This is a genomic window from Angelakisella massiliensis, from assembly GCF_900104675.1.
GTDB classification, from domain to species: Bacteria; Bacillota; Clostridia; order Oscillospirales; family Ruminococcaceae; genus Angelakisella; species Angelakisella massiliensis.
Genome location: NZ_LT629945.1, coordinates 1337806 through 1359051, shown reverse-complemented (window position 1 = coordinate 1359051; position 21246 = coordinate 1337806). Strand labels below are relative to the sequence as shown.

Below are 21246 nucleotides of genomic sequence, written 5' to 3'. Positions count from 1 at the left end.
TGCAGCGGGCATACTTTACATCTAAAAAAGGCGGTTCTCCCTGGGTCAGGGATGGCCGTCTTTTTCTTTTGCATTAAAAAAGGCGGCTTTGAGCCGCCATGGTGAAGTCCCATCATTCAGTTTAAAGCTTGCCGCTTTCCTTCCTTTTTCCCTTTCTTCGGGCAGCAGAACTTTTGCGCTTTGCTGAATTTTATCCTCTCGGGGCATTTGTCTATCCTCCTGAAAACAGAATAGGATATGCTCATAAAAGTTCTTCTTGATCGAAAGATTTATCGGAAATCACATTCCTTAGATATTGAAACTGCAATTTTTTCCCGGCTCATCGTGCCGGTATGTTTTCTTTTTTCCCTTAAACTGATTACGGAATCATTCCCACAGAGCCTTGTGTGTTTGGTGAAACAAACGGTCAATGTCTTCCCCCCGTTTCAGCAATGGCGATTTCGCATCGCCTCAAAACTGCCAAATCAAAAATGGGCGGCCTTCCATGGGTAAATGGAAGACCGCCCGCTTTTTAAAGCAAACGACGCAGATCAATCATCATCATCCGGACGCTCATAGGTGTACTCACCGTACTCATCATCATACTCAGAGCCGGGTTCGTCTCCATCCTTATTCTTGTCGGCGTCCTCATGATCGTAAACCTCGTCCAGCCAGGGCTTATCCCCTGCCACATAGTAATCGGTCTCCATACCGGAACCATGAAGCGGACAGGGACCAGGAATGTTGCTGGTGGTGTACCAGCCAACAGCAGTATCCTCACAATCCTCACTGGCCGCGTAGCCTGTCATACGGCAATAGGTGACCGACACCACATTGGAGCTGTACTGGAATTGTTTGGGCTCCAGCCCCTCATGAACGGAAGCCATGACAGTCTTCCACAGAAGGGGGGGCGGATAAGGCAGGTAGCGGTAGCCGATGCTGTGAGGAATCGTATTGCCCCACTGGTCATAAACCGGCGTTTTGGTGCCGTCCTCATTTTCCTGCATCAGAATCTGATCATCAAAGCCCATCCAGCAAACGCCCACATAATAGGGGGTCACACCGATAAACCACTGGTCCACGTCATCATCAGTCGTACCGGTCTTGCCAGCGACAGGAATACCCGGATTGGTCTGAGCCAGGGACGCGGCGCTGCCGGTACCATAAGGACCTGTAACCACGCGCTGCAGCAAACGATTGATGATGGTGGCAGTCTCAAAGCTGATGACCCGGGTGGGAGTGATATCCCGCTGGAGCACCACCTCGCCTTTGCTGTCCAATACCTTGGTATAGGTGTAAGGCTCGGTATAGGTGCCGCCATTGGCGAACATCTGATAGGCTCCCGCCATCTCCATGGGGGTGACGCCATAGGTGAGCGCTCCCAAAGACATGGGAGCCATGGCCTGATCCGATTCTGTCAGAGATTCAATATGGAGTGTGTCGTGAAGGAAGGTCCACACAGCCTTGGGGGTAAGCATCTCCACCAGACGCACAGGAATCAGGTTGGTGGAACGCTGAATGGCATCCTCCAGAATCATATAGCCTTTGGGCTCACCGTAATAATCCACCGGCTCCCAGGCAGGCTGTCCGGGAATCTCATACTTGTAAGGGCCGTCCAGCAGCAAAGAGGACCAGTGAACAAGCTCATTTTCAAAGGAAAGCGCATAGGAAGAAATAGGCTTGATGGTGGAACCAGGCTGCCGCTTGGTATCCGTCGCCCTGTTCCAAACGCGGGCTCCTTCCTTTTCACCTTTACCGCCCACCAGGCCTTTGATGGCTCCGCCGGTATCAGTAATAATGAAAGCGGATTCAGGATACTCATCCACATTGGAGACCTTGGGGAAATACTCCTCCCAATTGACGTATATTTCCTCCAGCTTATCCTGAACAGTCTGATCCACAGTACAGTAAATCCGGTAGCCGCCGCTGTACAGCCGTTTCTCCGCTTCCGCGTAAGTGATGCCCAGCTGCTCTTCCATATCGCTGAGGACCTGCTCGATCAGATAGTCCACAAAATAGCTTTGGTCGGTGGAAATACGAGCGTCATTGTTGTCGGTATTGAAAACGATCTCCTGAGCGAGAGCTTCCTCATATTCCGCGTCGGTCAGCTTGCCCTGCTCATGCATCAGATACAGGATATCTTCTTTGCGGTCCTGGTTATTCTGATAGCCATTGTTGCCGTCTGTATTATAGTAAGGATTATACTTGGTGGGATTCTGGGTAATACCCACGATGGAGGCACACTCCGCCGCCGTCAGCTCCGAGACATCCTTATCAAAATACAGATTGGCTGCCGCCTGAATACCGTAGGTATTGTTGCCGAAGGTAACCAGGTTCAGATAGGTCTCCAAAATCTGATCTTTGGAATAATGCTTCTCCAGCGTCAGCGCCCGCACGATCTCACGCAGCTTACGCTGGATGGTGACATCCTTGTCATCCGTCAGGTTGCGCACCAGCTGCTGCGTGATGGTGGAACCACCGGGTGTGCCCTCATAAAGGGAAAAGCCAAACTTCTGCCCCACCAGATTGACAAAGGAGGCAAAGGTACGCTGCCAGTCCACACCGTTGTGGCTTTCAAAGCGTTTATCCTCTACAGCAATCAGCGCGTCGAAAAGCACCTGGGGCATATCCTCATAATCCACCCAGATTCTGGAGCCATCCTGGCTGGAGAGCCGCTGAAGCTCATAAGTCTCACCCGTAGCGGAATCCTCCGCATAGATAATGGTGGTATAGTTGAGTTTGAGGACATCCAGGTCCATTTCGATCTTTTCGCCGTTATCCAGCATATCAAAGATGTACATCGTCAGATAACAGGCCAGGATGCAGCCGGCGATGATGCCAAGCATCATCATGCCCAGGAAAAAGCGAAACACACGCCGCACCGCTATTGCAGCGGGACTTTTGGGCTTCTTTTCCCGGGGTGCACGGCCTTTCTTCCGGGGTTCCTCCCCTCCCGGCATCCTTCCGGCCTCAGGCGCAGCCGGTCTGACCGTCCTGTGGGTCGGATTTTGATTCTGTTCTCTCATAAGGGATGAGGTCGCCTCCTTTATGGGTGCCGCCGTATCCCGCCGCAGTGGGATACGAAACAGACCTCCCACAGCCTGTTGGCAGACTGCGGGAGAAAAATGCAACTATCTTTGATATTATACCATATTAAGCGCCTATAGTGTTAAAATTTTTTAAAAAATCCCCCTGAAAAGTCAAATCTCTGTGATTTCCTTGTTTTCCTGATATAAACGTCAGCTTTGAGGGGAGCCTGGGAATCAAAATAAAATCGCTTTTTATCTGCTCAGTGCCGGGAAGCATCCACAAACAAACCAAAATACTCCAGCTGTATATTTGAGCAAAAGCCGCAAACCTTAAAGCAGTTCAAAAGGTGGAATTTTTTCGGAGAAAAGGTATAAAAAGGGGCTTTTCGGGCCATACTGCGACTGTATGATGGAGTATACCACGCCAAAGGGAGGTCTTAAAGTTGGTTCAACATCGTTTGCTGGCCGGCGTATTTACCGCCATTGCGGGAGTTGCCATTGGCACTGCCCTGGCTTTGGGCAGCCGTCCCGGTACGGTATCTGCCGGCGAAACCGCTTCCCCTCTGCGGGAAGCTCCTTCCTCTCTTTCTTCCATTTCCTCCTCCTCTTCTTCCTCCTCCCAGGCCCAGGCTGAAGAGGAAGCGGAGCGTTATCTCATCCGGGATTACCAGGGGAGGGTGGCGGTTTTTCTGGAAGGAGTGGAGGAACCGGAAATGATTTTCGACATCTATACCAAAACCCTGCCGGAGCTGGATCAGCAGCAGCTGACAAAAGGGATCCCTGTAGAGGGCTACCAGCAAATGACCCGTCTGGTGGAGGATTATATCAGCTGAGGGCAGAACAAATTGTAACCTCCTTGCCCTTTGTCGTTACAGGATTGTAATCAAAGATTCATCAGAAAAGGATGAAAAAACTCCTCTCTTCGGAATATAATAAAACCGTAGACAGGAGGTGACCGGAAATGGCCTTTACCATGGCCCACACCAATATCAACGTTTTTGATTTGGATGCCAGCATTGATTTTTACCAGAAAGCATTGGGATTGTCTGTGAAAAGAGTAAAGGAAAATCCCGGTAAGTTTAAGATCGCCTTTCTCCAGGACGATCGTTCCTCCTGCCAGCTGGAGCTGACCTGGCTGGCCGACCGGCAGGACCCCTATAATCTGGGGGACAATGAAACCCATATCGCCTTTACTGCCGACGATTTTGATGCCGCCTACCGGCTCCACAAGGAAATGGGCTGCATCTGCTTTGAAAACAAAGAGATGGGCGTTTATTTCATTTCCGATCCGGATGGTTACTGGCTGGAGATCATTCCCGCCAAATAAAATCATCCATGTGCTTTTCTTCCGTAAAATTTTAATCTTTCAAAAATCCCCGAAGCGCGCCAGAGCCTCGGGGATTTTTGTGTATGCAATTGATGATGGCTTCACCCCTCCGTTTTTTCCCGGGTGAAGCCTTTTGTCTTCGGGAAAGGGATGGTTTGCGAAAAACATCCTTCCACAGTTTTTTCTATACTTTCTCCGCTGTAAACACTGCCGCTGAACGGCCTTCCAGCTGCAATCCGCTGCCGTCAAAGGGCCTCTGTGGATGGAAGGAATCCGGCTGGGCGGTATCCAGCACCAAACGCCATTTCATCCCGGCGGGAAGCTCTGGCAGCTGCTGCCAATGAGCCTCCCAATGGGCGTTGATTGCCAGCAGTACCAGATCGTCTTGTGTATCCTCTTGGTTTCTTCCAGCAAACAGCACCCCGATCTGCCGGGTGCAGCCGTCTATTTCCTTATTCCACGGGACGCCATTATGAAGGGAAACATCCGGCCATCCGCAGCCGGCGGGGGCGGTTTTTCCCCGTACCACCGGGTGGGCTTTTCGGAAAGCGATCAGCTCCTTCACAAAACAAAACAGCTGCTGGTGGCTTTCCAGCCTGCTCCAGTCCATCCAGGAAATTTCGTTGTCCTGGCAGTATGGGTTGTTGTTGCCCATCTGGGTGTTGCCGAACTCGTCCCCCGCCAGAAACATCGGTGTGCCGCGGCTGCACAGCAGCACGGTGAAGGCGTTTTTTGCCATTCTCTCCCGGAGGGACAGTACCGCCGGATCATCCGTCTCCCCTTCCGCCCCACAGTTCCAGCTGTTGTTGTCGTTGGCGCCATCGGTATTGTTCCAGCCGTTGGCTTCGTTGTGCTTCTGGTTATAGGCGTACAGATCATACAGGGTAAATCCGTCGTGACAGGTGAGAAAATTCACCGAGGCATTCTGCCGTTTATCAGGCGGATACAGGTCCAGTGAGCCGCAAATCCGCTCCACAGCGGCCCAGGCCATTCCCTCGTCCCCCTTGAGAAAACGCCGCAGATCATCCCGGTATTTGCCATTCCACTCCGCCCAGCGGTTCCAGGAGGGGAAAGAACCTACCTGATAGAGGCCCCCCGCGTCCCAGGCTTCGGCGATCAGCTTCACCCGGCCCAGAATGGGATCGAAGGCCAGGCTTTCCAGCAGGGGCGGTTCCGCCAGGGGACTGCCATCGCTGTCCCGTCCCAGAATACTGGCCAGATCAAACCGGAAGCCGTCTACCCGATACTCCACCACCCAATACCGCAGACAGTCCAGAATAAACTGCCGCACCATGGGATGATTACAGTTGAGGGTGTTGCCCACGCCGGAAAAATTGTAATAGCTGCCGTCGGGGGTGAGCATATAATAAATGTTGTTGTCCAATCCCTTGAAGGAGAAAAAAGGCCCCCGGTGATCTCCCTCAGCGGTGTGGTTGACCACTACATCCAAAATCACTTCGATCCCATGCTCGTTGAGGGTCCGGATGAGCTTTTTCAGTTGGGTCCCTTCCCGGTTGTATTCAACGGCGGCGGTATAGCTGGTGTTGGGGGCGAAAAAGCAGACGGTGTTGTAGCCCCAATAGTTCAGCAGCTGTTTGCCGTCCACCGTTCTGCCGTCGGCCACCTCGTCAAACTCGAAAACCGGCATCAGTTCCACTGCATTGACGCCCAGCTCCAACAGATAAGGCAGCTTTTCCAGCAGTCCCTCAAAAGTACCGGGACAGCTCACGCCGGAGGAGGGATGCCGGGTAAAACCCCGGACATGGGTCTCATAGATGATCATATCCTGAAAGCGCAGGTGAGGATCGGAAAAATCCCCCCAGTCAAACACATCCTCCACCACCCGGGCATGATAAGCCTGGCCGGGATGACGGCTGCTGCCCCAGACGCTCTGCCCCGTTACAGCCCTGGCATAGGGGTCCAGCAGATATTTGGTGGGATCAAACAGCAGACCACGGGCAGGGTCCCAGGGACCATCCATGCGGTAGGCGTACTCAAACTCATGGATGTCCAGCCCGAAGACGATCATGGAAAAGGTATTGCCGATGCGGAAATGTTCTGGAAAGGGCAGCACCGCAAAGGGCTCCTCTTCACCCCGCCGGAACAAGCACAGCTCGCAGGAGGCAGCGGAAACGGAATGGATGGTAAAGCTCACCCCTCCCGGCACCACGTTGGCCCCATTGAGTAAAAACAATCCCGGCCGGACCGGATAACCGGCAATCTCACCGGTGGCTGAAAAAGGGCCTTCCGGCACCGCAGAAAAGTTTTTAAGCGCATCTTTCATTCTCAATCTCCTTTCTGTTGGAAAAGGCTCCGGCTCTCCTGAAACATCCCGCAGATTTACTTTTTCTTGGAATGCTGCTGCCAGTTCTTCACTGATATATGACCATATCATCATTTCTATTGCTTTCAGTATAACGCAAAAGAGCAGAAGTTCAAAGATTTTTCCCAATTTTCCGTATATATAATATAAATTTATACTGTAAGTATTTTTTGAGAAAGAGAATTTGCTTTTTCCCTGCAAAAATAACACAAAAATTTCCCGAAGAACGCTTCCTTTTTTCGGTGTGTCTGAGGCTTTGGCCCCCTTTTTCTTTTGAGACTGCCAGTTGATTTTCCCGCACCTTTTGAGTATCATAAAGCGGAAAACCTTTGGCGCTGCCGCTGCTTGGAAAAGGGATTTTCTCATGGGAGCGTCCTGGTATTACAGCTTCTCCAAAACTTTAACAGTACTTCATAATTTTGTCAGAATCTCTGTGTATGATGAGTGTGCTGAAAATTTTCGCGGCAGAAGAAACTCCGGGAAACTCCTGCCGGATATTTTACTTTTCACCTTAGGTGAGGTCCCAGCTGTTTAAAAAAAGAGATTCGGACATTCAGCCCGAGTGATGTCCAGAATACCGCAAAGGATGTTGAAAATGAAGCGATGTTTTACTCTGGTCCTTCTGGCGCTTTCCCTGATGCTGCTGACCACAGCCTGCGGCACAGAACAGGAGGCTTTCCAGCTGGTGGTCTGCGGTCCCTATCTGGACGAGGCCGCTGTAACCGAGTATGGAGATACACTGGTCCCTGAAGACAGCAGCTGGGAGGAAGAGCAAAACCTCTCCTTCGAGGTGATGGCTCTGAGCATGGGCAGCGAAAAGCTGGACCCCATGATCTATTCCACCTCTGTGATGAAGCTGACGGTTATGAGCGCCGCAGGCGATATCGATCTGTGGATCTCCGATTTGGAAAACGCGGCTTCCTTTGGCCGCAACGGCGCTTTCTGCGATCTGTCGCAGCTTTGTACCGAAGAAGAGCTGGCCCCCTATACTCAGCGTCTCATCACCTTCCAGCTGACGGATGAGGAAGGAAACCTTCTGGAGGAGGAAACGCCTCCCTGCGGTATTGAACTGACTTCCATGGAGCAGTTTTCCGACATTTATGGAGATAAGCCCTGCGGCGTCTTTATATCCTCCACCTCCTTCCATACGGAAACCGCCAAAGAGGCGCTGCTGTCTATTGCGGCAGGGGAGGCTCTGTAACTGCCTGTACATTTGTTCCACCTTCCGGAAGGATTTTGAATAGAACATTTCGCTGCCTGTGGGTGCACCGGCGGCAAAACAAAAAACCTCCTGTCCTGGCTCTTTCGCCAAGGCGGGGGGTTTTGCTGTCCAAGACATTATATCATAGACCGTCCGTGCCCATTGACACTCATTGAGAAGGAGAGGAAAGTAAACGTACCGAAAAATCTGCTGCAAAAAAAGATATGCAGGGTAACAGCAAAAAGCATCATCATTTGGGAAAGACCGGTTGAAACGATCACAATCCGCTTCCTAGGTTTCTGCATCTACCACCATTTCAATCCATCTTTTTCGGATTTGAGAAAATGAGCTGGAGGCTGGCTTTTATCTTTATTCAGATGTGCCAAACCCTCCAACGCTTCATTTTTCTTAGCAAACCAGATCTTATTTTGCCCTTTTTTCTCCCTGGAGCAGTTCAGAACAGATTAAGTCCCCATCCTTCGTTGGCAGTGAAAGATGGGGACTGTTTTATTTTTCAACTTGTCATGTAAGGGCTTATTTGATGGACAACCCCCGGCGGCGGAGAATTTCATCCAATAGGCTGTTGGCTACTTCATCCTTGGACTGGAGAGGCAGCGGACGCTCCCCGTCCTCAGCGATGAGGGTAACGTGATTGGTGTCCACCCCGAAACCGGCTCCTTCCTCCCGGATGCTGTTGGCGGCGATAAGGTCCAGGTTCTTTTTCACCAGCTTGCGGCGGGAATTTTCCAGCACATCCCGGGTTTCCATGGAAAAACCACAGAGAAACTGTCCAGGATGTTTGTGTTCTCCCAGCCAGCCCAAAATATCCTGTGTCCGCTCCAGGGACAAGGCGAGGTCGCTGCCATCCTCAGACTTCTTGATCTTGTCTCCGGATACCTGGGCCGGACGGTAATCCGCCACCGCCGCCGCCTTGATGATAATATCCTGCTGTGCCGAGCGGCTGGTTACCTCCTCAAACATTTCCCCGGCGGTAACGATTTCCACTGTCTCCACATAGGCGGGACGGCGCAGCTGGGTAGGACCTGTGACCAGTGTCACCTGGGCTCCCCTTGCGGCGGCAGCCCGGGCGATGGCGTAGCCCATCTTGCCGGTGGAGTGATTGGTGAGATAGCGCACCGGGTCCAGGGCCTCCTGGGTGGGACCGGCGGTAACCAGTACCCGCAGCCCCTCCATGTCCCGCTCATGGGCCAGCCGATGCAGGATGCTTTCCAGCAGATCCTCCGGCTCCGGCATCTTTCCCAGGCCCACAGCACCGCAGGCCAGCCGTCCCGAAGCAGGGGTGATGATCTCCCACCCGTATTTCTCCAGCGTCTTCAGGTTATCCTGAGTAACAGGATTCTGATACATCTTGGTATTCATCGCCGGAGCAGCGATCTTAGGACAGTTACAGGCAAGTACCGTGGTGGTGAGCATATCGTCGGCAATGCCATGGGCAAGCTTCGCCAGAACATTGGCGGTCGCCGGAGCGATCATCACCAGGTCCGCCTGATCCGCCAGAGAGATGTGCTCCACCTGGTAGCTGTGGTTCCGGTCAAAGGTGTCTGTCACGGTCCGGTTGCCGGTGAGGCTCTCAAAGGTGAGGGGAGAAATGAACTCCATGGCGTTTTTGGTCATGATCACCTGTACATTGCAGTGCTGCTTGACCAGGGCGGAGGTGAGCGCCGCCGCTTTATAGCAGGCGATGCCGCCGGTGATCCCCAGCAGTACGGTTTTTCCCTTGAGCATAAAATGGTCCCTCGCTTTCGCTTCCCCAAAACTTTATTATCTCCATATTTTCAGCGGAAAACAGAATTTCCGCCTTTCCGGCAGCAGGCTCTTTCAAAGCATTCCAGCCAAACTGTGCTGTCCACCGCCGCAACTTTAGTATAGCAAATCCCCTGCCTGATGTAAACGTCCGCCGGCGGTACATTTTGTCTTGCATTTGTCCTGTTGGCGGCGTTATAATGAGGATGCCGGCGGGGTCCTTCCGCTGTACCCCCCTTGGGGACGGCAGGAATCAACGGGCTCCCGGGCACAAAAATTTATTTGCGCTGTATCCCATCGGAACAGCAGCAGGAGGTCTTACAATTGAATCAGCACAGAAATCAGACAAACCCCGGTTCCTCCCGGAACGCCATCCGTGAGATGACGCTCCTCTCCCTGTTCACGGCGATCATTATCCTGATGGCCTGTACCCCCATCGGGCTCATTGATCTGCCTCTCATCAAGGCCACCATCCTCCATGTGCCGGTAATCATCGGCGCTATTCTTCTGGGTCCTAAAAAGGGAATCTTCCTGGGAGCGGTCTTCGGCATCACCAGTGTGGTGAAAAACACCATGGTCCCCAGTCTGCTGGCCTTCGCCTTCAGTCCCCTGATTCCGGTGCCCGGCGCCTCCAGGGGCAGCTTATGGGCCCTGGTGATCTCCATGGTGCCCAGAATGCTTATCGGTCTGGTGGCCTGGGCGGTGTACGCTTTGCTTTCCCGGCTGCTGGGGAAAAAGCTCCATGGCCGCACCATCAGTATGGCTGTGGCTGCTGTGGCCGGGGCTATCACCAACACCGCTTTGGTGATGGGGCTGATTTATCTGCTGTTCCAGGATGCTTACGCCCTGGCCAATAATCTGCCTGTATCCCAGGTGTCTGCCGCCATCATGGCGGTGGTGGCGGGCAACGGTATTCCCGAAGCGATTGCCGCCGCCGTCCTGGTTCCCGCTGTGGGGCTGCCGCTGCAAAAGGTCCTGTCCAAGGGCTTTTCCAGCTGAACCATAAAGGAGAATGTAAATTATGATCATCGTTCTGGATGTGGGAAACACCAATACCGTCATCGGCGGCTATGAAGGAAATGAGCTGCGTTTCAGCCTGCGGATGTGCAGTGACCGCACCCGTACCGCTGATGAATATGTCTTTTATCTCCGTGGTCTTTTACAGGACCGGCAGGTGGACCTCTCCAAGGTGGAGGGGGGCATTATCTCCAGCGTGGTGCCGGAGTTGCGGTATCTTCTCCGCCAGGCCATGGAGCGTCTTACCGGGCAAAAATTCCTGGTGGTCACAAACGACATGAACCTGGGTGGGATGGAGATCAAGATGGACATTCCCCGCCAGCTGGGAGCGGATTTGGTGGTGGACGCTGTGGCCGCCCTCTCTCTTTATCAGCCTCCCCTGGTGATCTTCGACCTGGGTACCGCTACCACCATGTCCGTCATCGATGCTGAGGGCAACTATATCGGTGGAGCCATTATCCCCGGACTGCGCCTGTCCATGGACGCTCTCTCGGCCCGGGCGGCGCAGCTGCCTTTCATCAACCTGGATGAACCCCCCATGGTCTTTATCGGCAAAAACACGGTGGACTGCATGAAATCCGGCGCTTTTTACAGCACCGCCGCCATGCTGGATGGTATGGCCCAGCGGGCGGAGGACACCTTAGGTCAGCCTGTGACGGTGGTGGCCACCGGAGGTCTGATGGGTGTGGTATATCCCTTCTGCCGCCGCCCCATCCACTACGATGAAAATCTGCTTCTCACCGGACTGCTGCGGCTGTACCATCTCAACCATGGCTGAGACCGTATTTCCCTTTGAACAGCAGTAAAATCCTACTGAAACATAAAAAAATTCCCGGCCTTTAAAAAGGCCGGGTTTTTATTATAGAAAAAACATTCCAAAGCGCAAACAAAATTCAAAATCATAAAAATCAGGACATGTGCCTGATTTTTATACCACGACCCGCGCCCACCGGGGCGCGAAACCGGGGGTATCGCCGCTGGTTTCGTCAGGAACCTGCGGCGATACCAGGGGGACTGGGTCCCCCTGGAAGTGGGCCGAACTCCTTCGGCACACTCTTCCTGGTCTTCTTAAAAGATCGGGTTTTGACCGCTTCAATGGACGCAAACAGCATCCACGGAAACCGCTGTTTTTATAAAAGGAATCCTCAAATCACCAGTCCGCCGTTGCAACCCAAAATCTGGCCTGTGATAAATCTTGCCCCCGGAGAGGCCAGAAAAACCGCAGCGGCGGCCACATCCTCCGGCTGTCCCAGTTTTTCCAGGGGAGTCTCCAGGCGGATCTCCTCCAGTGCTTCCCGCCCCAGATGGGCGTTCATATCAGTATCAATGAGCCCCGGCGCAATAGCGTTGACGGTGATGCCTGATGGCCCCAGCTCCTTGGCCAGTGCCTTGGTAAAACCGTCCACGGCGGCTTTGGCGGCGGAATAGGCCGCTTCACAGGAAGCACCGGCAGTGCCCCACATGGAGGAAATATTAATGATACATCCCGATCCCTGCCGCAGCATCCCCGTCACCGCCTGGCGGCAGCAGAGAAAAACGCCTCGGACATCCACCGCAAACAACCGGTCCCACTGCTCCACCGTCATGTCCTGAAATACGCCCTGCCAGCAGATGCCGGCGCTGTTAAGAAGGACCTGAGGCTCCCCCAATTCCTGACGAATCTGCCGGAACATCTCCGCCACATCCTCTTCGTCAGCCACATCGCCTCCCACCGCCAGCATGGGACGGCCAAACTCCTTCGCCAAACCGGCTGCCAGCACTTCCGCCCGCTCCGACGATTGCCGGTAGCCCACAGCCACCCGATAACCCGCCTGAGCAAAGGCTCTGGCACAGGCCGCGCCAATGCCCCGGGAGCCCCCGGTGACAAAAACCACTGGTTCCATCTTTATTTCATCCTTTCTCACGCAGTGGGATTTCAGCAGGATTTCTTTTCTGACTGTGTAAACCCAGCCGCATCAAACTGAAATTCTCCGCCGGACGCGGTCATCAGTCTCTGCCACTGCTTACGGAATAAATAACGCAAATATTTTGCTCTTTTCGCCGCTTTCAGGGGTTATTGTACCATACTTTTTCCTTCCCCTCAATCATCCTGACCCCTGTCTGCCGGAACGCAACGAAACTTCTTGCAATCTCCCGCATAATCAGGATATAATGAGGGCAGACGGCCCTGACGGCTGTTCTGTAATGACGAGAAAGGCGGTAGCAACCATGTATGATATGATTATTCTGGGCGCCGGGCCCTGCGGCCTGACTGCTGCGCTGTATGCCAAGCGGTATGGACTGAATCCCCTGGTGCTGGAGCGGAACATTTACGGCGGACAGATCGCCAACACCCCCGAGGTGGAAAACTATCCCGGCATCAAACACATCTCCGGTGTAGAGCTGGCCATGGCTCTCTATGACCAGGTCACCGCTCTGGGGGTGGAAATCAAGCTGGAAGCGCCGGTATCCTGCCGGTTGGATACTCCTGTCAAGGAAGTCCGTACCCAACAGGGCGCCTATGAGGCTCCCGCTGTTATTATTGCCAACGGAGCGCGCCGCCGGAAGCTGGGCTGCCCTGGTGAAGACCGGCTGACCGGATTGGGCGTATCCTACTGCGCCACCTGCGACGGTTCCTTCTTCCGGGAGCAGGAGGTGGCCATTGTGGGCGGCGGCAACACCGCTTTGGAGGATGCTCTTTTCCTGGCCAACATCTGCCGCAAGGTCCATCTGATTCACCGCCGGGATCAGTTCCGGGGAAATAAGATTCTCTCCGATGCCCTGCTGCGGCGGGAAAATATTCAGGTCCATTATGACAGCGTACCGGAGGAAATCGGAGGGGAAGAACGTGTAGACCGCCTGACCATCCGCAATGTCAAAACCGGCGACACCACCGATCTGCCGGTAACCGGTGTGTTTGTAGCCATTGGCCTGGAGCCGGACAACGAAATGTTCGCCGGACAGGTGGAAACAGACCGGGCAGGATACCTGCTGGCGGGAGAGGACTGCAAAACCAACCTGGAGGGAGTCTTTGCCGCCGGTGATACCCGCACCAAAGCCCTGCGGCAGATCGTCACCGCTGCCGCGGACGGCGCTGTGGCCGCTTTTGAGGCTGCCAATTATATCAACTCCCTGAACGAATAATCGCTCTGCAAGCCCACTCCGGGGTATGATGCCTGGGGTGGGCTTTTTCTGTCAAAATCCTTCTGCTTCTGTTTTTCTGACTGAACGGGCGGCATTCCACAGGCAATTTCATCATTTCAGTATGAATCTATGGGATCGCCCTCCGGCCGGTGATGACGCAGACAGTGTATCGAGAAATGTATCAGTATAGTTTATCAGCCTGCCCCCAAAAGCGCCGCGCCCTCAGAAAGCTTTGCTTTTTCTTCCCTGGGGTGTACTTTCTATGTAAGGGTGTGTTAAGATGGGGATATAAACTTTCTGGGCATCACCAGCAAAGGAGGCGGGAAAGCGGATGAAAGCGAAATGTTTGCTTTTTGCTGTCATTGCTATCGCTGCGGCGGCAGTTCTGGCCCTCCTTCGGCTTTTTCCCAAAGACGAAACGGGAACCAAACTTTCTTCCTCTCAAGCTTCCTCCTCCCTGTCCGTTCCAGCTTCCCCATCCTCCCTTTCCAGTTCGTCATCTTCCCAGGCATCCTCCACAATTTCTCAGGAGGAACCGCCTCCTTCTTCCGGAGCCGCCTATATCCGGGGCCTTGCCCGTCAAACCGCCCAAAGGCTGGTACAACCGGGAATGACCGGAGAGGAGAAAATCCAGGCTGCTTATGAGGACCTGATCGCCCGCACCTTTTTCGCCCAACCGGTAGGGCTGGATATCTGGCAGGTACGGGGCGGCGGTGAGGCCCCTTCCTATCTGGAAAACCGTGCCCTCAGCCCCCTGGCCTTCGGTATCGGCAGCTGCGAAGACTATGCCGCGGCCCTCTGCCTGGTGCTGGAGGAAATGGGCTTTGAAACCTTATATGTTCCGGGGCTGACTGTCTCGGTGTATGGGGATTTTGTGGACCACGCCTGGTGTATGGTGCAGCTGGATGGGGTCTGGTACCATCTGGACCCACAGCTGGAGGACAACGTCATCCGCAACGATCTGCTCACCTACCGGTATTTTCTCCGCTGTGACCAGACCATGCTGGCAGACCACCGTTGGGGAGAAAATCTCCTTGCCTTCGCCTCCCTGACCCCGGAACAGGTACAGGAGGTGGAAGAGCACTGGCTCACCCCCGCCTGTCCCACTGACCGGCCTGCTCCCCCTCCCAAGGAACTGCGCCAGGCTCCCCAGCCGGACCGGGCCCGATTGGAGGGAGCGCTGGAACAGGAACGGCAGCGGTATGAGGCGGAGCACGGCCCCATCCCGGAATGTGAACTGCAGGTGATTCCGCCGGTCTTTGGCCTGGAAGGGTATGGACCCAAGGATGACTGAGTCTGACGGCGGTCAGAAAGCCAAAGCCAGGCAACGCGACAGGAGCAGCTCTTTTCAGGAAAGGATTGTGGACAACCCTTCGCCCTTTTCCCCTCTTTTCTCGCAAATTTCATCCCAAAACTTTCCCGGAAGGCCAATATTTGCCCCTTCTGGGACGTTTCTTTTTATGAGAGCATTTTTTCAGCAGCTTTGATTATTCAGCCGTAAGGAGGCGTTTTTATGGAACTGAGCCAAAGCTTCAAGCAGCATCGCCGTCTGGTGGTGATTATCTGCGTCGTTGTGGCGGTTCTGGCGGCAGCGCTGGCTTTTCTGCCCCGCCTGCTGACCAATCCCCAGCTGACCCCGACCATATCCAGCGAAGAAGGAGTGGACCCCCGCTCCGCCTTTCGTCTCACCGGTGTTTCCAATCTGGACGAAGCCGGTCTGCGTCAGCAGCTGAAAGCACAGCCGGAAACCAGCTTCTATCTCTCCCAGGAGGAGGATAAAAGCTGGCTGCTCACACCCCTTCATCCTTTGGAGGCGGGAGCGGAATATACCATCACCGTTTTGGGAAAGGAATTTTCCTTCCAGGTTCAGAAGGTCCTGGTAGTGACATCCACCTTCCCCACCGATGGCGCCCAAAAGGTGCAGACCTCCTCCGGTATTGAGTTTTCCTTCAATTCCAGCGCCCTGTCCACCGTGGATTTCCAGCAGGCGCTGACCATCGATCCGCCTCTGGAGGGCAGCATCTCCCTGGGGGAAGACCGCTTTGTCTTCTATCCCGACAAAAATATGGAGTACGATACCACCTACACCGTCACCCTCTCCCCACCCCTCGCCACGCCGGGTGGACTGAAACTGCGGGAGCCTTATTCCTTCACCTTCACCACGCAAAGTATTGAGGAGGAAAAAACCGCTTATTTGTTCCAGATGGGAGAGACCCTTTCCTACAACTGTCTTTCCTCCGAAACACCCCTGGTGTCCATGTATCTGGATTCCTCCCTGGACCGCTCCAAACTGGATGTGACCATCTACCAGCTGGACAGTGCGGAGGAATACCGCAAGGAGCTGGAGCGGGTGCTCCCCTACCGAGCCTATGAGCTTCCCGCTTCCGGCCTTGTGGATACCACACAACTGACGGAATACGCCTCATTTGAGGGGGTTCCCTTCTCCGCATCAGAGGACGAAAGCGGCGGAAAGGGGTACTATTCCTCCCAGTTCCTCCTCCAATTCCCGGAGCCCTTGCCTGAGGGCTACTATGTGGTGGAGTTTTCCGCCACCGGAGAAGATGCGGCGATCTCCGGCGACCCCTTCACCCTCACCCGGCAGATGTATCTCCAGGTGAGCGACCTGTCCGTGTTCCAGATGGCCTCCGGCTCCAATCTGCTGCTGTGGGTCAACGATGCCGCCACCGGGGAGCCTGTCGCTGAGGCCAAGTTGGAAATGACCGGCCAGTATACCGCTTCCGCTGTCACCGACACGAACGGCGTGGCCTCTGTTTCCACCGGCGTCATTGATGAAAAGGGGAACCGCAGCTACAGCCTCTTCACCGTCACTGCCGGAGACCGGACCTTTGTGGATCTGGCCCGGCTGAATACCTACAACACCAATGATGATACCCTCACTGCGCACGCCTATTACAGCTATCTGTTCACTGACCGGCCCATCTATCAAACCACAGATACCATTAAGGTTTGGGGCATGGTACGTCCCAGAGACACTGATGGAACCGTTCCGGAAACGGTCATTCTGGACCTGGGTAATGGGGCAGTAACCCAGGAGGTGGAAACCCAGGATAACGGACTGTTCACAGCGGAGCTGTCCATCCAGAATTTCTCCACCACCGCCAGCTCCTACCTGTCCCTGAAGATCCAGGATGACATCACCCTGCGGGAGCTGTATCTGGAAATCGAGGACTATGTCAAGCCCACCTACACCGCCTCCGTGGCCCCGGAAAAACCGGTGTATCTCCTCTCCGACCCTGCCGCCGACCCGGCTCTGGTGGCGGAGATCACCTTCTATGACGGAACCCCCGCTTCCGGCTTTGCCCTCCAGGCCAACACCTGGCAGGATAATGTCTCCTTCCCCGGAGGACAGGATAACCTGACTACCGGAGAGGATGGAATGGTGCGCATTCCCATGCGGTTCTCGGAAGCTGAGGGAACCAACACCTGGTATCCCAGGGGTTACAGCATTACCGTTTCCAACACCGACGCCCAGGGGGAAAACTTCTACTTCTATCCCACCATCTATGTCATCCACCGGGATGTGATGCTTCGGGGCAAGGTGACAGAACAATCCGCTGATGGTGTCTCAGTGGAGGTAACCACCCACCAGGTAGATATTTCCTCCATCACCGACAGCGACCAGCTCTGGGAGCCGGAAAATATCCAGGGCGCCGCCCTCAATAAAGAAGTAAGCGCCGCTGTTCACCACGTCTACTATACCAAAGAAAAGACCGGCACCCGTTACGACTTTATTTCCCATACCATGGTGGAGGACTTCAAATATGTCCGCCACGACGAGATCATCGACAACCGCTCCTTTACCACCACAGGCGGCAGCTATACCCTCACCGGCCTGCCTGGATGTGATGAGGAGAACTACTACTATCTCACCCTGTCCACCACCGATTCCACCGGCAAGGCAGTGCAGTACGAAGTGGGGTTGGGCGTTCAGTACTACTGGAACGGCTCCGGCAACGGAAACCATCAGTACGGACTGGAAAAAATGATGGAGGCAGGTATCCAGGATCAGGTGGAAACCAGCTCCGGCACCGCCTTTGAGGAAAATTATACCCTCCGTTCCCGGTTTGGGGACGGGGAGGACGTTACCTTCCAGCTGGTGGACAATGACCAGCCGGTGACCCAGACCGGCGGACGGCTGTTGTACACCGTGGTCCAGGATGATTTCACCCACACCACCGTCACCGATGCCACTGAGCTCCAGCTGCCCTTTGGCGAGGAGCTGCTGCCCAACTACATCATCACCGGCGCCTACTTCGACGGCAAACATATCTACAACCTCCAGGATAAAGGGATGCGTTTTGATCCCCAGCAGCGGGCCCTGGAAATCAAGCTGGAAACCGACAGCCAGACCTATGAGCCGGGCGGGGAAATGACCGTCACCGCCACCGTCACCGAAAAGGCCACCGGAAAGCCTGCCGCACAGGCGGAAGTGGTGGTGAGCGTGGTGGATGAGGCCATCTTCGCCCTCCAGGAGCAGTCCAGCGATATCCTTGGCAGCATCTATGAATCCCTCTCCTATCCCTACATCGCCAAATACGCCTCCTATGTAGAGAACGGCAATACCGATGCTGCCGGAGAAAAAGGCGGCGGTGGCGGAGGCGGCGAAGAATTCCGGGAAGACTTCCAGGATACCGCCCAGTTCTTCACCGGACGCACCGACGACAGCGGAAAGCTGACCTTTACCTTCACCCTGCCGGACAACATCACCAGCTGGCGTCTCACCGGGCTGGCCCTCACTGACCAGAACTATGCCGGAAATGTGAAGGAAAACCGGGCAGCCACCAAGGAATTCTTCCTCTCCCCCATCGTGGGCAGCCTGTATCTGGAAGGGGACAGCATCACCATCGGCCTGCGGGGCGCAGGCACCGCTGTCACTACCGATTCCCAGGCCCAGTATACTGTGACAGTGGAGGGCGATGGGGTCAATGAGACCCTCACCACTTCCGGCGGCGTCCGGGATTACCAGAGCGTCTCCTTCCCCAAACTGGAAGCGGGAGATTATACTGTTTCCATCCTGGGCGAGTGCGAAGGCCGCAGCGACGGTGTGAAGCTCATCTTCACCGTGGCAGAAACCGGCATCGAAGTGACCCGGGTGCAGACCTTTGATCTCTCCCAGGGCTTGGATGTGGAACCTTACCGCTGGCCCATCACCATCGCCTTCTATGACCAAAGCCTGGCAGCTTACAATGAGGTGCTGCGGCAGATGGACACCTATGGCGCCAGAGCGGATCAGCGGCTGGCCGCCTACTTTGTGGCCCAGCAGTATCAGTCTGAGGGCTGCGACTGGTACGATGTGGGAGAAATGAAGGAACAGCTTTCCGACCTGACAAACGGAGAGCTTCTCTCCCTGTTCCCCTACAGCGATACCGACGCCCAGCTGAGCACCCTGGCGGTGATGGCCATGCCCGATGTGGTGGACAGCTACATCATCTATGACCTCACGCCGGAGACAGTGGCAGCTTCCGGTCAGCGAGCCTCCATTGGATACCTGGCCCAGAGTCTTTACGGCAACGTGGATCTGGCCACCCTTGAAGGAATGCTGGAGAACCCAGACGGACTGGATTTTGTGGACCAGATGTATCTGGCCACCGCCATCGCCCAACTGGGAGAGACCGAAATCGCCGCCCAGTGGTATAAAAAGCTGGTATCTCCCAAGGTGACCAAACTGGAAGGGGTCTCCGGCAGTACCGCTCTGGTGGTGCCCGGGCAGGATTCCCTCTCCGATGGGGACTGCACCGCCGCCGCCCTGCTGCTGGCCACCGCCTGCGGACAGGAGGATGCCGACGGGCTGGCTCTGGGTGTTACCTGGAAAAAGAGCGAATATGAGCCCTACATCATGGAGCGGCTGTACTATCTGGCCAAAGTGAAAGAGAATTCCGCTGCCGCCGGTTCCGCCTCCTTCACCTATACCAGGGACGGAGAACAGGTGACCCAGGAGCTGGGCACTCAGACTGAGCGGATCTCCTTCACCCGTCAGCAGTTGGAGGAAGCGGCTTTCCAGGTCACTTCCGGCAAGGTATGGGCGGACGTCTACTATGTGGCTCCCGCCTCCCAGGATCTGGACCCCGAGAATAAAAAGATCCCCGTTGCCAAGAAGGTGGAAGCGGTGGACGGAGGCACGCTGGAAGTGGGTGATCTGGCCAGGATCACCATTACCCCTGACCTGTCCGCCTTCGACCTGGATGTGGGAGAAGCCCAGCTGGTCATCGACGACTACATCCCCACCGGAATGCGGTTTGAGCGGTACAGCGCGGTGGATAATTCTTACAACAATCAGGGCTGGTTCCTCTCCTCCCGCCAGGGACAGCGGCTGCAATTCTCCGCCTGGGGGGGCAATGATGCAGACACGCAGCTGAAACCCATTGTCTATTATGCCCGGTGCGTGGCTCCCGGCGATTATGTGGTGGAGAGCGCCTATGTCACCAGCACCTCGGGAGAAAACTGGGGCGCTTCTGACCGGGAAATGGTGAGCATTTCATGAGAAAACTCCTTCCTCTTCTTTCCCTGATTCTTGCTTTGGGGCTGGCGGCGGGCTGTGGGACCCCGGCCGCCGCCGCCCCGGCTTCCTCCCCCTCTTCCCAAGCCCCGGCTGAGGCTCGGGAAGAAGGGGCCTCTGCTTCGGCCCAAAAAGAGGAGGCGGAAACAAGCCTTCCCCTGCTCCAGTGCCTTTACTTTGACCAGGCACAGGTGGAGGGTGGCTTCCGGGATGCTCCCGATTATCAGCTGCCCGGCAAACTGACAGCGGGGATGGTTCCCCATCATCTGGTGGCCTCGGATATGATCGCCGGATTTTTCCAGATGGCCGGCGCTCAGGAAAGTCCTCCCCAGCGGGTCCTCATCGTTTCCCCCTCCCATTTTCCTGAAAACTGCCCCGGGGAGGTTCTTACCGCTTTGGCCGCCTGGGACACCCCTTATGGCAAAGTGGAACCGGACCGTGAAACCATTGGCCGTATCCTGGAAAGCCAGGAGATTGTTGCAGTGGACTCCCCTTCTTCGGTGGAGTGGGATCATGGAGCGGCAGGGCTGATTCCCTTTATCAAATATTACCTGCCAAGGGCGGAAGTTTCCGTTTGTCTGCTGGCAAACACCCTTTCCTCCCAGCGGTTGGAGGCTTTTCAGCAGTTAGCGGAGGAGCTGAGCCGGGAAGGGGTGCTGGTAGTGGCATCGGCAGACTGCTCCCATTATCTCACTCCAGCCCAGGCGGTCCCCCGGGATGCGGAAACCGCCCAGGCCATTGAAAGCTTCGACTATTCCAGAATTTTAAAATTCACTGACAGCAATATTGACTCTCCCCCTTCGGTGACCACCTTTCTCCGGGCCGCTGAGGCCACCAGCGCTTCCCTTGTCCAGCTGGATCATTCCTCTTCCCCGGAAAAGCTGTCCCAGGGCCCCAACAATTCCATCTACGCCGACGGCATCACCACCTACTTTGTTTACGGGGCGTGGGTGGAGGAAAATTAAA

Annotated in this window: 14 protein-coding genes; 9 read left to right on the top strand and 5 right to left on the bottom strand. The window is 55.0% G+C overall.

Annotation, left to right across the window (positions count from 1 at the left end; translation table 11 throughout):
* Nucleotides 1–45 precede the first annotated feature (45 nt).
* Nucleotides 46–207: a hypothetical protein gene (locus BQ5383_RS21150; protein WP_172724624.1), complete on the bottom strand. Its 162-nt coding sequence runs from the start codon at nt 205–207 to the stop codon at nt 46–48.
* A gap of 323 nt (nt 208–530) precedes the next feature.
* Complete coding sequence (locus tag BQ5383_RS11835; protein ID WP_071432236.1) at nt 531–3005, bottom strand: transglycosylase domain-containing protein; 2475 nt, start codon at nt 3003–3005, stop codon at nt 531–533.
* A gap of 446 nt (nt 3006–3451) precedes the next feature.
* Between BQ5383_RS11835 and BQ5383_RS11830 the strand changes: the two genes are divergently transcribed.
* Both BQ5383_RS11830 and BQ5383_RS11825 read left to right on the top strand, forming a co-directional pair.
* Nucleotides 3452–3841 (top strand): hypothetical protein, encoded by a 390-nt coding sequence (locus BQ5383_RS11830; protein ID WP_071432234.1) that lies wholly within the window; start codon nt 3452–3454, stop codon nt 3839–3841.
* Between the two features lie 128 nt (nt 3842–3969).
* Nucleotides 3970–4335, top strand: a complete 366-nt coding sequence (locus BQ5383_RS11825; protein WP_071432232.1) for a VOC family protein — start codon at nt 3970–3972, stop codon at nt 4333–4335.
* Between the two features lie 184 nt (nt 4336–4519).
* Here the strand turns inward: BQ5383_RS11825 and glgX are convergent, their stop codons facing one another.
* Nucleotides 4520–6619, bottom strand: a complete 2100-nt coding sequence (glgX, locus tag BQ5383_RS11820; RefSeq protein WP_083389945.1) for a glycogen debranching protein GlgX — start codon at nt 6617–6619, stop codon at nt 4520–4522.
* A gap of 634 nt (nt 6620–7253) precedes the next feature.
* Between glgX and BQ5383_RS11815 the strand changes: the two genes are divergently transcribed.
* The gene (locus tag BQ5383_RS11815) at nt 7254–7859 is read left to right on the top strand and encodes a hypothetical protein (protein ID WP_071432230.1); all 606 of its coding nucleotides are present in this window, start codon (nt 7254–7256) and stop codon (nt 7857–7859) included.
* A 534-nt stretch (nt 7860–8393) separates the two neighbouring features.
* On the opposite strand, the gene coaBC is transcribed toward BQ5383_RS11815, so the two are convergent.
* Nucleotides 8394–9605 (bottom strand): bifunctional phosphopantothenoylcysteine decarboxylase/phosphopantothenate--cysteine ligase CoaBC, encoded by a 1212-nt coding sequence (gene coaBC / locus BQ5383_RS11810; protein ID WP_071432228.1) that lies wholly within the window; start codon nt 9603–9605, stop codon nt 8394–8396.
* 342 nt (nt 9606–9947) lie between these two features.
* Here coaBC and BQ5383_RS11800 point away from each other — a divergent pair, with 342 nt between their 5' ends.
* Both BQ5383_RS11800 and BQ5383_RS11795 read left to right on the top strand, forming a co-directional pair.
* Complete coding sequence (locus BQ5383_RS11800) at nt 9948–10622, top strand: ECF transporter S component (protein ID WP_235821976.1); 675 nt, start codon at nt 9948–9950, stop codon at nt 10620–10622.
* A 22-nt stretch (nt 10623–10644) separates the two neighbouring features.
* Nucleotides 10645–11418, top strand: a complete 774-nt coding sequence (locus BQ5383_RS11795; RefSeq protein WP_071432225.1) for a type III pantothenate kinase — start codon at nt 10645–10647, stop codon at nt 11416–11418.
* 367 nt (nt 11419–11785) lie between these two features.
* Here BQ5383_RS11795 and ymfI read toward each other — a convergent pair whose 3' ends face one another.
* On the bottom strand, nt 11786–12523 hold the full coding sequence (ymfI, locus tag BQ5383_RS11790) for an elongation factor P 5-aminopentanone reductase (RefSeq protein WP_071432223.1): 738 nt from the start codon (nt 12521–12523) through the stop codon (nt 11786–11788).
* 325 nt (nt 12524–12848) lie between these two features.
* Between ymfI and trxB the strand changes: the two genes are divergently transcribed.
* The 4 genes from trxB to amrB all read left to right on the top strand — a co-directional run bounded on the left by trxB (nt 12849) and on the right by amrB (nt 21245).
* The gene (trxB, locus tag BQ5383_RS11785) at nt 12849–13763 is read left to right on the top strand and encodes a thioredoxin-disulfide reductase (RefSeq protein ID WP_071432222.1); all 915 of its coding nucleotides are present in this window, start codon (nt 12849–12851) and stop codon (nt 13761–13763) included.
* A gap of 331 nt (nt 13764–14094) precedes the next feature.
* The gene (locus BQ5383_RS11780) at nt 14095–15057 is read left to right on the top strand and encodes a transglutaminase domain-containing protein (RefSeq protein WP_071432220.1); all 963 of its coding nucleotides are present in this window, start codon (nt 14095–14097) and stop codon (nt 15055–15057) included.
* Nucleotides 15058–15276: 219 nt separating this feature from the next.
* Nucleotides 15277–20265: an Ig-like domain-containing alpha-2-macroglobulin family protein gene (locus BQ5383_RS11775; protein WP_071432218.1), complete on the top strand. Its 4989-nt coding sequence runs from the start codon at nt 15277–15279 to the stop codon at nt 20263–20265.
* Nucleotides 20262–21245: an AmmeMemoRadiSam system protein B gene (gene amrB / locus BQ5383_RS11770; RefSeq protein WP_071432216.1), complete on the top strand. Its 984-nt coding sequence runs from the start codon at nt 20262–20264 to the stop codon at nt 21243–21245. Before BQ5383_RS11775 ends, amrB begins: the two co-directional genes overlap by 4 nt.
* The last annotated feature ends 1 nt before the right edge of the window (nt 21246 follow it).